Source organism: uncultured Virgibacillus sp. (assembly GCF_947495635.1).
GTDB classification, from domain to species: domain Bacteria; phylum Bacillota; class Bacilli; order Bacillales; family Amphibacillaceae; genus Virgibacillus; species Virgibacillus salarius.
Window position 1 is genome coordinate 1 of sequence record NZ_CANMAB010000037.1, and the last position, 13,945, is coordinate 13,945.

Annotated in this window: 10 protein-coding genes and 1 tRNA gene; 6 read left to right on the forward strand and 5 right to left on the reverse strand. The window is 37.3% G+C overall.

All coding sequences use genetic code 11. The features are described 5' to 3' along the window. Nucleotides 1–361 precede the first annotated feature (361 nt). The 4 genes from Q1A47_RS09985 to Q1A47_RS10000 form a co-directional block, all read right to left on the reverse strand. A complete protein-coding gene (locus Q1A47_RS09985) occupies nt 362–1,855 on the reverse strand; it encodes a peptide MFS transporter (RefSeq protein WP_121604447.1) in 1,494 nt (497 codons plus the stop codon). Nucleotides 1,856–2,152: 297 nt separating this feature from the next. Beyond that, nucleotides 2,153–2,287, reverse strand: coding sequence for a hypothetical protein (locus Q1A47_RS09990; RefSeq protein WP_255637704.1), 135 nt, complete (start codon nt 2,285–2,287; stop codon nt 2,153–2,155). 203 nt (nt 2,288–2,490) lie between these two features. Next, on the reverse strand, nt 2,491–3,030 hold the full coding sequence (locus tag Q1A47_RS09995) for a transcription repressor NadR (protein WP_026682492.1): 540 nt from the start codon (nt 3,028–3,030) through the stop codon (nt 2,491–2,493). 53 nt (nt 3,031–3,083) lie between these two features. Then, complete coding sequence (locus tag Q1A47_RS10000; RefSeq protein WP_121604446.1) at nt 3,084–4,202, reverse strand: IscS subfamily cysteine desulfurase; 1,119 nt, start codon at nt 4,200–4,202, stop codon at nt 3,084–3,086. A gap of 112 nt (nt 4,203–4,314) precedes the next feature. Here Q1A47_RS10000 and nadB point away from each other — a divergent pair, with 112 nt between their 5' ends. From nadB to nadA, 3 genes are all read left to right on the forward strand, one after another. Next, nucleotides 4,315–5,853: an L-aspartate oxidase gene (nadB, locus tag Q1A47_RS10005; protein ID WP_034679480.1), complete on the forward strand. Its 1,539-nt coding sequence runs from the start codon at nt 4,315–4,317 to the stop codon at nt 5,851–5,853. Nucleotides 5,854–5,990: 137 nt separating this feature from the next. Further along, nucleotides 5,991–6,833, forward strand: coding sequence for a carboxylating nicotinate-nucleotide diphosphorylase (gene nadC / locus Q1A47_RS10010; RefSeq protein ID WP_026682490.1), 843 nt, complete (start codon nt 5,991–5,993; stop codon nt 6,831–6,833). A 19-nt stretch (nt 6,834–6,852) separates the two neighbouring features. After that, nucleotides 6,853–7,956 carry a quinolinate synthase NadA gene (gene nadA, locus Q1A47_RS10015; protein ID WP_026682489.1) on the forward strand — a complete coding sequence of 368 codons (1,104 nt, stop codon included), beginning with the start codon at nt 6,853–6,855 and terminating at the stop codon, nt 7,954–7,956. A 432-nt stretch (nt 7,957–8,388) separates the two neighbouring features. Here nadA and Q1A47_RS10020 read toward each other — a convergent pair whose 3' ends face one another. Beyond that, nucleotides 8,389–12,084 (reverse strand): 5'-nucleotidase C-terminal domain-containing protein, encoded by a 3,696-nt coding sequence (locus Q1A47_RS10020; protein ID WP_166530639.1) that lies wholly within the window; start codon nt 12,082–12,084, stop codon nt 8,389–8,391. A gap of 235 nt (nt 12,085–12,319) precedes the next feature. Here Q1A47_RS10020 and Q1A47_RS10025 point away from each other — a divergent pair. The 3 genes from Q1A47_RS10025 to Q1A47_RS10035 all read left to right on the forward strand — a co-directional run bounded on the left by Q1A47_RS10025 (nt 12,320) and on the right by Q1A47_RS10035 (nt 13,812). Continuing rightward, nucleotides 12,320–12,392 (forward strand) — tRNA-Ala (locus tag Q1A47_RS10025). A 363-nt stretch (nt 12,393–12,755) separates the two neighbouring features. Further along, the gene (locus Q1A47_RS10030) at nt 12,756–12,971 is read left to right on the forward strand and encodes a hypothetical protein (protein WP_026682488.1); all 216 of its coding nucleotides are present in this window, start codon (nt 12,756–12,758) and stop codon (nt 12,969–12,971) included. Between the two features lie 445 nt (nt 12,972–13,416). Then, on the forward strand, nt 13,417–13,812 hold the full coding sequence (locus Q1A47_RS10035; protein ID WP_051388425.1) for a spore coat protein: 396 nt from the start codon (nt 13,417–13,419) through the stop codon (nt 13,810–13,812). Nucleotides 13,813–13,945: the final 133 nt, after the last annotated feature.

Genomic DNA, 13,945 nt, shown 5'->3' on the forward strand with positions numbered 1-13,945 from the left:
TCATCGTTGTCAGCATAAAAGTCCTTTTGATGTCTTAAACATTGCGTATAAAGTACATTTCCGTGCCGCGTAAGTAACAGTGTAAAAAAGAAAAACAAGTACCCATAAAAGAATACGGATTAAACTGGAAAAATATGTTTATATTTACATTGCACCGTACTTCTTTTTTCTTAGCTTGACGGCTATGGGCCGTGCCCGCGGAAAGCGAAGTAATTAGTCGGAGCATTGCCAATATACATCAAACATTTCAAAATTACTACTTGGCTTAACGCAGTCATTGCACTGATTTTATACTTTCTTAACTTATAAAAAAAATTCGGCAAATCGTTGACTTTGCCGAATTTTCGTTAAAGTGCTCATTCTAACGAACACCTTTCATAAAGTGCTGAATTTTCGATGAAAGCATAAACAACATAGCACCTAATAGAATCGCAATTCCACCAATAACACCAAAATAAATGATTTCCGTTTCCGGTGTATATAGTTTTACAATTTGCGCATTAATTGCCTGTGCTGATGCATTGGATAAGAACCAAAGGCTCATAGTTTGGGCTGAAAATGCTTCAGGTGCTAATTTGGTTGTAGCTGATAAACCAACTGGAGATAAGCAAAGTTCTCCTATAACAACAAGTAAAAAGCTTAGCACTAACCAAACCGGACTAACTAGACTTTCTGTTCCATTCATTGACGCAGGTATGATCATTACTAAGAATGATAGACCGGCGAAAAGTAAGCCTAAAGAGAATTTTTTCGAAGTAGATGGTTGTCGTTCACCCATCTTTACCCACAATCCAGCAAAAAAAGGAGCGAGTACGACAATAAATAATGGATTTAAGGATTGGAACCAGGAGGACTGAAGTTCGATTCCTAAAAAGCTAAGATCTGTTCGTTTATCTGCGTATTCTGCTAAAATAATGGAACCTTGCTCTTGGATAGCCCAGAACATAATTGCCGCAATAAATAATGGAATATAAGCTAATAAACGTGATTTCTCATCCGCATCTGTTTTCGGACTCCGATACATCACAATAAAGTATAATGTAGGAATGATAATACCTAGAAAGCTGACCAAGTACGTAAATCGATTAATCGTTAGTATACCTGCAGGAATTGTAATGGCACCAACGATGATAATAGCTACTGCACCTAAGCCAATACGTGTAAAAACTTTTTTCTTCTCGTCTCTTTCTAATGGATTTGGAACATACGTACCGGCTAGCCCAAGATACTTTCTTTTCGTGGCTAAAAATACAGCTAGCCCAAGAAGCATACCAACAGCTGCTACACCAAATCCTAAATGATAATTATATTCTTGACCTAATGTTCCAACAATTAAAGGTGCTATTAACGCTCCCATATTAATTCCCATATAGAATATACTGAATCCAGAGTCACGACGCACATCTGAAGGGCTGTATAAATCACCAACAACACTAGATACGTTTGGTTTTAATAATCCTGTACCGACAACAATTAGAAACATAGAAATAAATAATGCAGTAGTTCCAGCCGGAAGCGCTAATACAAGGTGACCGGCCATGATTAACACACCACCATAGAACACGGTTTGCTGCGTACCAAGCAAGCGGTCCGCAATCCATCCACCTATTATCCCAGACATATACACTAAGGAGCCGTATATTGCCATTATTGATTTAGCTGTTCCATCATCAATACCAAGACCACCACTGGCCACCTCTGTATACATATAATAGAGTAATAGCGCTCGCATTCCATAATAGGAAAAGCGTTCCCAAAATTCAGTGAAGAACAGGGTAAATAAACCCTTGGGATGTCCAAAAAATCCCTTTTGCGGGACACTTTGTACAATTTCTTCTTTGCTATATCTTGACATGATAGTAAAAACTCCTTCGTCTTCCTTCAGAATAAACTGACAATTGTTTTTTTCGACAGAATTATGTTACTCCTCTTATTACCATTCGTCAAACGTCATAATTTAACAAATTTTAAGAAGTATTTCAGTATATACAGTATATGTCAGTCTTATGTAAAATTAAAGTAATAAAATGGAAATATTTCTTGATTATTATAATAATAAACAATACTCCATGACCCCTTAAGTAGATATAGTTAAAGGGAATAATGAAATAAGGGCGATATAGTTATAATGTTACACTTTATTAACATTTCATTATTTGTCTGAGAATTTGTTCATTTCCATGATAAATTCCAGCAATCCCTTTATCCCTTCCATATTCGCAAACAAAAGCATCAAAGCAACCGCATTTACTGCTAATCCAATAAATAACCACTTTAAGAAATACATATTCCCTCTCCTCTCTATTCTAAAAAACATAAAAACCTGACCGTTTACACCAAATAACAACGTGTACATGTCAGGAGAATATAATTGTGAGAAAGATATGGAATCCTCACACTTTATTAGTTTATGAATCACTATTTTTCAATTATGACAATTCTTGAGGATATATGTATTTCTAGCTTATTTGCTAAAGGATGAGATGCTATTCATTTATTTTCAATCAGAAAGCCTGCTTCTTTCAATGCATTTTCTGCTTCAACTAATTGTTGTTCGTTAGCTGCTATTAACGTATGAATATGAACCCCGTCAGTAAGTTCGGAAAGATATGCTGCACCAGTTGTTGAGATTTTTTCAATAAATTGGGCTACTTCTTTCCGATTTGATACCATAATAGATGCTGTTAAATCACCATAAACACTATGTTCAATCTTTACATCTTTAACGGTAATACCATGGTCAACAAGTAAGTGAAGCTCTTCTTCTGTTCTTTCGGGAGTATGTTGACACGCAACAGTTCGTTCTACACCACCAATAGAACTATGTGGAATATATACGTATCCTTGACTTGTTGCAATAATTGGTTCATTCCTTGCTTTTAATAATGTGATATCACTAACGATTACTTGACGGCTTACATTTGCTAATTTTGCTAGTTCCCCACCAGTCGTTGGTTCATTATTTGCTTTTAGCTTTGCTAGGATAGCTTTTCTTCTTTCATCACCAAGCATTTTTTTCTTTTCATTCAATCTGATCACCGTCCATTATCTCATTCATCCATGTTAACGATTCATTGAAAACACTATTTCGCCAACTTTCTTAATAGCTGCGCAAGTTGAATCACATCATCCAACGTAGTATCTTGTCCAAACGAGATTCGAATAAATTCTCTTTGCTTCTCTTCCATAACCCCCATAGCAATTATTGTCCTTGCTGGAGATTGAAGTTCCTGATGACAAGCACTTCCCGTTGATATATGAAACCCTCTACGATTACATTCTAACATAACCCACTGACCCTCACGTCCATTAACCGTTAGACCAATTACATGCGGAAGTTGAACATCAGAGGGTGACTCAAATATCGTAAACCGTTTCTCCCAATTGCTACCTAAGTGTTCAAAAAAGGTAGTTCTCAACTGATACATCTTTTTCCAATCTTTATTCGTTAATTTTAATGCTGCTGCTACAAAAGCAGCAATCCCTGGTGTATTAACGGTGCCTCCCCTGATTCCACGTTCATGCGTTTCGTTTGGAAATATTCCTGTAACTCGATATTCAGGTCGTATAAATACTGCTCCCACACCCTTTGGACCATATATTTTATGCGAGGAAAGAGACATTGCATCAACAAATGGACTAATGGATGCTATGTCTATCTTACCAAATGACTGAACACAATCACTATGTAAAAGAATGTTCTGTCCTCTTACCTGCTTAGATATTGCTTCAATTGGCTGAATGGAACCAATTTCACTATTAGCATGCCCAACTGAAATTAGAATCGTATCATTCTGAATGGCATCTGTTAAAGCATAAAAATCTAGTTGCCCATTTTGCAAGAAGGGAATTTCGGTTATTTTGAATCCCGCTTTCCTTAGATATGCTGTACTTGAAAAAACAGAGGAATGCTCCGCCATTGTTGTTATAATATGTTTCCCCCTATCTTGTCGGCTCAATGCTAGCGTAATAATAGCTATGTGATTGGCTTCTGTACCGCCTGAAGTAAAATAAATACCATCTGAAGAAACATGTAGTATAGACGCCAGTTTATCTCTACAGCTTTCCAATAGCCCTTTAGCTTTTGTTCCTTGATCATGAAGACTACTTGTGTTGCCCCAATAACTTAAGGCTGTCTCTTGGTATATTGCTAACACCTCTGGATCGATAGGTGTTGTAGCTGCATAATCGAAGTATTTCACATGAATCTCTCCCTTCTGTACGAAGTCCTACTATTCTATAACACTTGTAATTATTTTAATTATGTGTAATCATATGTGTCAAGACACCTGTAAATTAACAGGAGGAAAGACAATGAATAAAATCGATGTCATTATTGTAGGGAGCGGGATTGCTGCATTGCAATTAGCTTATAAACTCAGTAATCACAAACATGTGATGATTATCACAAAAGGTCAAGTTAAGGACAGTAATTCTTTCATGGCACAAGGTGGGATTGCCGCCGCTATCGCAAAAACGGATTCTCCGCAGCAACATTTTCATGACACAATGACAGCTGGGGAGGGGCATGGAAATGAGTATCGTGTAAACGATCTTGTTGAAGAAGGTAAAAAAGTTATTGAAGAATTAATTGACGCCGGTGCTCCTTTTGATTTAGAGGCTGATGGATCATTGTCATTAGGTGTTGAGGGTGCACACCGAGTCCCTAGAATACTACATTCAGGTGGAGATCAAACAGGAAAGAAGCTTGTGAATTTCTTACTAGAATCATTACAAGCTTCTGATCACATCACATGGATGGAGAATGTAATGGTAATGGATTTGATTTTAAATAGGGATGGTAAATGTATTGGCATAAAAGCCAAGAACAGCAATGAGGAATTGCTGGAATTTTACGCTCCACATGTTGTATTAGCTTCCGGTGGTGCAGGTGGCTTATTCACGCAATCCTCAAACCACCCAACCATCTTAGGAGATGGAATTGCTTTAGCCTATCGAGCAGGTGCAAGCGTAGGTGACTTAGAATTTTTACAATTCCACCCAACACTTTTATCGGCAAATGGTAAAACAGTAGGACTTATTTCAGAAGCTGTTAGAGGGGCAGGTGCCATATTAGTTAATGATCGAGGCGAGCGAATAATGGAGGGAATCCATGACCAGCAAGATTTAGGGCCAAGACATGTTGTGGCCCATGAAATATTTAAACAGGTAACATCTGGGAAATACGTATTTTTAGATATAACTACTATTCATAATTTCAAAAAACGATTCCCTTCTATTTCGCAGTTATGTAAAGCACATCATGTTGATTTGAGTAAAGGAAAAATACCAGTGTTACCAGGGTCTCACTTCATGATGGGCGGTGTTGTTACAGATAGATGGGGATGCACATCAATAAAAGGGCTTTATGCGATAGGTGAAGTAGCATGCAGTGGCGTTCATGGTGCCAACCGCCTAGCGAGTAACTCACTACTAGAGGGCTTTGTATACGGAAGTCGACTCTCTATGTTTCTATTAAAAACGAAAGTAGAAGAATATCCTAAAGATTTTGTTCCTGCCCCAGATAACAAGAACCCACTTGAAACACTTCCTTTTACAAGGAAAGAGCTGCAGGAAAAACTGACACATTATGTTGGCATAATTCGAAATAATGATAGCCTTCAACACCATTTCGCTTGGTTAAATTCCTTTTCAATCGACCCTTTTGCAAATATTGATCAGTGTAGAAGAGCGGATATACAGACTTATTTCATGTGGATTAATTCCGTATTAATGACCCAGTCAGCTCTTATCAGAACCGAAAGCAGAGGTGGTCATATCCGTTCCGATTTTCCGAATAAAGACTACAAACGCTGGCTAAGAAAAAGTATTATCCATTACCGAAAAAAGTGAAACTTCAATCCATGGAGGTTTTGTTTATCCCCCACGGATTGTTAGTACCACAAGGGTATAACCTAAGGACTTTGAACCCATCGGACATTAATTGGCGGTTATATGCGAGATAAACGAAAACATGGAGGTTAATTATAGTGAACACCATGAAGCTAAAATCTATGCTTGAAAGCTTTTTTTTAGAGGATATTGGTAATGGAGATATATCGTCACAAGCTTTGTTTCAACCTAACAAAGAGGGGGATTTACATCTTGTGGCAAAACGCGCAGGAACATTTTGTGGAGAAGCGGTTATTGAAATAGGGTTCTCCATCATAAATCCTTTGATTAACTGCAACATTCACATAAAGGACGGAGAATTTATTACCGCAGGAACCGAAATTGCACACATTAGCGGTCCAATTATTGAACTGCTTCAAGCGGAAAGAGTTGTACTTAATCTGATTCAGCGCATGAGTGGCGTTGCTACCATGACAGCAAATGCTGTGAAATTAATAGAAGGAACAGAAGCAAAAATTTGTGATACGAGAAAAACCACTCCTGGATTACGCATGTTAGAAAAATATGCAGTTCAATGTGGTGGTGGTTATAATCATCGTTTTGGCCTGTATGATGCGGTAATGCTAAAAGATAATCACATAGCATTTGCTGGAACGATTACCGATGCAGTACAAACAGTTAAAAAGCGATTAGGACACACCACAAAAATTGAAGTGGAGATAGAAACAGAGAAACAGTTAATGGAAGCTATTACAAATAAAGTAGATATTATTATGTTTGACAATTGTTCACCGGAAATAATTAAAGATTGGCTACAATATGTTCCTGAAGGTATCATCACAGAAGCTTCAGGAGGAATACAAATAGAGCAATTACATGACTATGCAACAAGCGGAATTGATTATATTTCTTTAGGCTATCTAACTCACTCTGTCAAAGCGTTAGATATAAGTGCAACTGTAAAAATTAGAAACGTATAAATCGGAAGGGGAATTTTAAATGGAATTACTCCAAACGTTAATAGGTTCTCATACTATTCCAGAGAAGTACCTTCATTTATCTAAAGCAGAAATGGAGGAAAGCGTACAACATATTAAAAAAGACCTCGGGGATTCGCTATTTATCCCTGGTCATCATTATCAAAAGGATGAGGTCATTCAATTTGCGGATGCTGTTGGCGATTCACTTCAGTTAGCACAGGTATCCGCTAAAAATTCCAATGCAAACTATATTGTATTTTGTGGTGTACATTTTATGGCGGAAACCGCTGATATTCTTACAACTGCTAATCAAACTGTTTACTTGCCAGACATGCGAGCAGGTTGTTCGATGGCTGATATGGCTGATATTTACCAAACAGAAAGAGCATGGTCAAAGCTAACTGATTTATTTGGGGAATCTATTTTGCCATTAACATATGTTAATTCAACAGCTGCTATTAAAGCATTCGTCGGCAAAAATGATGGTGCTACCGTTACTTCTTCTAATGCGCATAAAATGGTACAGTGGGCATTTTCCCAAAAGGAAAGAATACTTTTTCTTCCAGACCAACATTTAGGAAGAAATACAGCAGCTGATATTGGCATCGAACCTCATGAAATGGCAGTTTGGGATCCTATTAAAGACGAATTGCAATTTACGGAAAATGTAGATGATATTAAAGTTATTTTGTGGAAGGGCCATTGCTCTGTACACGAAAATTTTACGTTAACAAACATTGAACAAGTAAGGAATTCCTATCCAGATATGAATATTATTGTTCATCCTGAATGTCGAAAAGAGGTCGTAGACGCCTCCGATTTTAATGGTAGCACGAAATCGATTATTGAAATCATAGAACGGGCCAAGTCTGGTACTTCATGGGCAATTGGTACAGAAATGAATCTTGTACAACGGATTATTCATCAACATCCTGATAAGCGTATTATTTCTTTAAATCCTCACATGTGTCCCTGCTTAACCATGAACAGAATAGATTTACCACATCTACTTTGGTCGCTAGAAGCTATTATCGAGGGACAGCCAATAAATAAAATAATTGTTCCGCAAGATGTGTCAACATATGCAACATTTGCGCTTCAACGAATGCTGGATCGTGCATAATGTTAAATAAGAAAGCGTGAACCTAGCAACGCATATGGTCTACAGGCGAATAATATTGTATGCTTTTAAATCAATCTGAAATATGGGTTGCTTTCCGCGAACCTAGCTAAAACTGTTAACCAAAAATCGCTTAGCAGTGTTGATCTTAGGACTTTCTGACTACGTAGGTATCACACATGATTTTTCTGCTAGGATAACTGTACGGCGATATGTGTTCCTTTTTGTAGGAATCAAAAGACAAAACTCTGAACTACGATCCACTTATAGCTTCACCCGATTATAGTTCAGAGTTCTCTTATCTCTACTTTCTTTTACTTCGACCTTCTTCTAGCATAACTAGAAAACATACTTTATCGGTTCAACCTCTTAATGAGCAAAAACACTCATTTTAGCGACTTCCGAGTATACTAGTTGCTTTATCTATACAAAGATTTACATTTCATTGTTTTTCACACAAACAAATAAAAATAGTTTGTGGTATGAAGCCATATCAAAGGTTGTTGAACCTGAACCATTCGTAACCACTAAGGTTACTTCTTTCTCCCGAAGTAAGTCAACCTGTCTTTTGGTTAAGAATAAGACTCGATATTTCCAACCATTTTCAATATTTATTGTTAAACGGACGCCATCGTCTAGCTCTCTTATCTCTCTCGTATAGACCGTAGCAACGCCAAAATCTCGCTTCGGTTCAATTTCTATCTCTGGTTGCTCTCCAGGATCGCCCGGTTCTTTATCTGTTTCCGAAATTCTCCCCTCAGAGGTATACGTAAACGGATGATCTGGATTACTGTTTAAGCTTTTTACAAAATCAACGGTTGCATCAATATCTGCCGGACCAGTAACAGGATTTTGTCCTAAATCTTTAATTGGCCCCTCAGAAGTCCCCATGAAATTATTTACTGTTAGTGTATATACTTCATCTCTGTCAATTTGGGTACCATCTGGTAAGGTTACTTTCACTACTTCATTTAATGTTGAATTCCATGTATAATGCAAGCCACTCACACTATAATCTGGTCCATACTGCGAAGAAATCTGTTCATTCAATATCGTGTAAATATCATCCCCGGTTACTTCAACGGTCATCAACGTATTCCCAAATGGCTGAATATTATATAAATCTCCCCATGTCACTTCACCAGCAAGAAGATCATCACGGATTCCTCCACCATTCATCATTGCAAAGTCACTATCCATGGCCCAATTCATAGCATCAGCGAGTAAATTCCCTAATCCATGATCTCCATCAACAATGTAATCACCAGTTAAATCAGTGGCATTATATCCGATTACGTCATTCAAAATTGGCCCAATTTGATTTTGATACTTCTCCAATATCGCGGTAACATCTTCATCTGGCGTATATTTACTTTGATCAACAAATACTATCTCCGCCTCTTTTTGAATAATATCGCCAGTTTTACGATCGATTTCTAAATCAATATCAGCAAACGCCTTTCCATATTCTGAAGCTTGGACAATTAACTTATTATCTACCATACCATCAACAACTTGATGGTTATGAGCTGCAAGAATTACGTCCACAGCATCATCCACATTTCTGGCTAAATCAGCAGCCTCTCCTGTCGCACCGTCACCATCTTGCTCTGCTGGAATATGTGCGAGGATAACAATTGATTCGACTCCTTGTCGTTGCAACTCCGCAACCGCATCATTTACAGCAATCGTCGGATCAGTAAATTCAATATCTTGGATTCCTTCAGGCATGACAATATTAGCTGTCTCCTCTGTCGTAACACCGATAAAGCCAATATCTACACCATCTACTTTTTCAATGTAGTATGGAGATAACATAGGATCACCACTTCCTTTATACACACAATTTGCACAAAGCAGTGGAAAATCCATACCGTCATATTCAGGAGTACCTTTTCCTTCAGGATGCTCTCCGCCATTTACCATTCTCAGCAGTTCCTCTGTTCCTTCATCGAACTCGTGATTTCCAACAGAGCCAACGTCAAACCCGATCGTCTCCATAACTTCAACGGTTGGTTCATCCTGTAATAAACCTGATACAGGTGAACTACCGCCTATCATATCACCTGCATGTACGACGAAAGAATTAGGGTGATCCTGCTCTCTTTCTTTAATAGCGGAAGTAACATAGTCGATCCTTCCATACATCTTTGATACGCCATCGCCATCAGGATCTAATTCATATTCCTGATCGATCTTCCCATGTAAATCATTAAATCCAAGTAACTGTACTTGTAAATTTTCATCTACTCGGTCCCCAGCAGGAGTATATCCATAGGATTCTGCCTCTTCAGGACTTGCAAAAAATACACGTTTTTCAACTGGTACATCTGCCCAATTATCTGGTACAACATACTCCTTTGTATCCGAATTACCTACATATCGTTGGAAGCCTTTCTGATCATCATTTGCTCGAAAAACAAACGGCAATTCCAATAAAGGTTTTTCTGGATTCCAAATACCAAGCCCGTTATCCTTTGCATCCTTTACAGCAGCCTGATATTCTGGATAAACCTCTTCATTAAATGGTGCAATAAAATACGTTGAAGCGAAACCCTGTTCAACCATTTCTAAATTAATATTCATTCCATCTTCTTTGCGAATAACCTCTGCTAATAATCTCCCATAATCGTCTGTTGGTGTGTCGCCAAGCCGAATGATTACCTCATCACCTGGCTGGATTAAATCATTCATATAAGCAGTCGCAGCATCCCCATGAAATTTTTGATTTTCATTTATCTCATCTCTAGCTGGGTCATCATTATGGGCTACATAGGTTTCCGGTGTATCCATATTAACAAATCTAACTCTTGTTTCACCTAATACTGGATTAGCAATACGAATAGTATCCCCATCTGTTACACGCTCAACTGTCGTTTCATACTCGCCTGCAGCAGATGGTGGATCAGGTTGTTCTGCAGCTAGTTGAAAATCACTTTGCTCCGTTGGAATCAATTGATAGCTGTTATATTGACTGACGATTCCTGTCACGTCATACCACTTCTCTTCAGCTATTTGAGTGACATCTAATGCATTTTCCATGACGCGTAAAGTTGTTCCATTAAAATCTCCATCAATAAAGGAGATATTATATCCTCCACCAGCCGGACTCTCTGGAATACTTGAAAGAAAGCCATTCACACGTACAAGCTCACCTTCAAGCGATTCTGCAGTAGTTTCATTTTGTAATGCTTCTAAGCTTACTTCTTGAATCTCAGGTAGTTGCTGATCTGTTCCCAATACTTCTACACTGGAAGGAATGATCTCTTTTAGCCCATTGTAAGAATCTAACTGGCCAACAACCTTGATTAGATCCCCCTTATTTACATCTGGTAATTCACCTTGTTCAAAAGAGAATAGATTAATGCCGCCAGTATCATCCTGAATGTATGTTGTAAATTGAGTACCATTACTAATAGCATCATTATTTACTGTAACAATTCCTTCTACAGTTACAGCTGTTCTATCATTAAGCTGCCTAGCTTCATCAATGGTAATTAAATCAGGATTCTCTGGATCAGGTTCACCTGGTTCACCCGGATCAACGCCATCTACGGTATGATCACCGAGATATGCAAATGTATCCTTGTCATAATTGGTCCACTGTCCCTCGTCATAGTTGGAAACAGGAGCAATAACGGATGAATTCCTTACTAGTGTTACATCCTTCGCAAAATTACGATCATCCCCAATTATACCAATAACATCCAAATTACTAGCATTTTGTTGCAAAGCAATAGAATCGTTCCCATTGAAATTAATTACATTACCATTTGTTTGATCTGCCACCTCTAATACTGCCTCATCTGCATTTGGATGAGCAATTACATATGCATCGTCATGTGCCAACGTACCATCCAATGTCATTGTTTGACTAGGCTCATTAGCACCATTACTATAAAGCGCCAATTGATAGCCTGACAAATCCACTTCTTCCCCTGTACCATTATAAATTTCAATGGCCTTATTATAGGAGCTACCTTCGATATACTCTGATATAAACAACTCTTCCGTTGTTTCTCCGTCGTCTGTCGCGGCCACAGATGTACTTAATACTGGTGAAAAATTCATTAAAATCAACGTAAAAATAAGAACCAAATAAAAAGACTGTTTCACCCGTAATTTTCGCATCTTCTCCCTCCTTAAGGATAAATAATTTATTGTCATGTATTACGTTGACATGACACACTTTTACTATCGCATAACAAACATTGATAATCTATAATAAATTAGTAAATTTTTGGTAAATTCAAAACTATATTACTATTAATTCTCTAAAATAGTAAATAAGTACCATGAACACAGATTAACTGATGTTGATGGACTTGCAAAAACAACCATACTTATCTATAATCAATTTATGTACGGGGCATTAGCTCAGCTGGGAGAGCGCTTCGCTGGCAGCGAAGAGGTCAGCGGTTCGAGCCCGCTATGCTCCATTAATTTAATCATGATCCACATATAAAAAATACAAACTTAGCCAATTGGTGGATAAGTTTGTATTTTTCTTTATTTAGATACTATGCTACTTATGTGATTTAACAAACATAATACATCTGACATGCTCCTCTATTAGAGAACTGTACCTGCTTATTGTTTGCATTCCATAATCTTTCATTATCCATACAAACGCCCACCTGAATTAGCTTTCCTTATACAAGCACAGTTTTTGGGATATTCACTTTACAATTAGATAATTACATCCAGAACCCTTAGCTATATATATTAAATAGACTACTATCCTTAACACGATTACCCTTTCTAAGAATATACTATATAAAAATCGTATGGAGGTGATTGGATTGAGTAAAAACAGTGAAAAAAACAGTAATAATGCCCCAGGTCAAATTGTAGATTTCCTTTTAGATGCTACACTAAAAAAACATGGGGCATCGTTAAAGACAAAAGAATTAGATGAAAAGGATAAAGAAATGGTCAGAAATATGGTTAATCAATTAAGAAAAAATGTGGAAGAATTTACGCAAGAAAATAAAGATACCAATGAAAACAAGGAATAATAGTTATTAAACTATATTGGATACTAGACAAATAAACTATTTATAAAATTAACTTCCTTCCTATATATGGTATAGCATGCATAATGAAGCCTGGTAAATCAATGGATATGTACCGGGCTTCACCTCTTTCTGAGAAAAATATCTATCTATAGCAATAAATAGGTAGTATATCTTAGTACAATCACCCTTCCTATTTCCACTCTCAATCATAAAATATTCTAAACGAGAAGAAGGAGGAAATAATAGTATGCCTAGATCAAGAGCATTTGATGATGTAAGAGACCATAGGAGAAAATGCGATTGCCATCGATTTAAGGATATCTGTGATAGCTGCGATAGACGCGATAAACACCATCATTGCGATCGTGACAGATTCGATGATCGTTTTGATTCATGTGACAAGAGCTGTGGCGATGACAAAAAATGGAGAGCACTAGACACTTCCATGTGTCACCCATTTGATAAAGATTCCACGGTGGATCAGGAGGCAAGTGGAGAATTAAATAATGTGCAAAAGTCTCTCGAATCCATTATTATTAAGGATTCCTGTGATGTAGAGGTATCCTCATCAGATATCCAAGCTGCACTTAATCTCCAAGTTGCGCTTCAGGTAGCAATTGCTATCGTAATTAGCATTTCGATTGCAGATGGTCATAAAGCAGACGAAATAACTCAAGATCTGTTCGCAAAATTAAAATCTAGCCAAATTAACAAACAACAAGTTTATATTGAAAACTCACGCGGAGTAGAAGTATCCACAACGGATACTGATATTGCTATTAACATCCAAGTTCTATTACAAGTATTGATTGCATTAGTAATTAGATTAGATATTTTATAGTTCTAATAAAAAATATATCACTCCTACAGAAACAAAGGCTATCCCAAATGTCTACGAAGCATTTGGGGTAGCTTTTTTTGTCACGGTAAAATGGCAATTTATAATTTTTTCACTTCGATTCCTGTAACTTATC

Coding starts and splice junctions, on each gene's coding strand:
- Q1A47_RS09985 (WP_121604447.1), bottom strand. CDS start 1,855: ATGTCAAGATATAGCAAAGAAGAAATTGTACAAAGTGTCCCGCAAAAG.
- Q1A47_RS09990 (WP_255637704.1), bottom strand. CDS start 2,287: ATGTATTTCTTAAAGTGGTTATTTATTGGATTAGCAGTAAATGCGGTT.
- nadA (WP_026682489.1), top strand. CDS start 6,853: ATGGAATTACTCCAAACGTTAATAGGTTCTCATACTATTCCAGAGAAG.
- Q1A47_RS10035 (WP_051388425.1), top strand. CDS start 13,417: ATGTGTCACCCATTTGATAAAGATTCCACGGTGGATCAGGAGGCAAGT.
- Q1A47_RS10020 (WP_166530639.1), bottom strand. CDS start 12,084: ATGCGAAAATTACGGGTGAAACAGTCTTTTTATTTGGTTCTTATTTTT.
- nadB (WP_034679480.1), top strand. CDS start 4,315: ATGAATAAAATCGATGTCATTATTGTAGGGAGCGGGATTGCTGCATTG.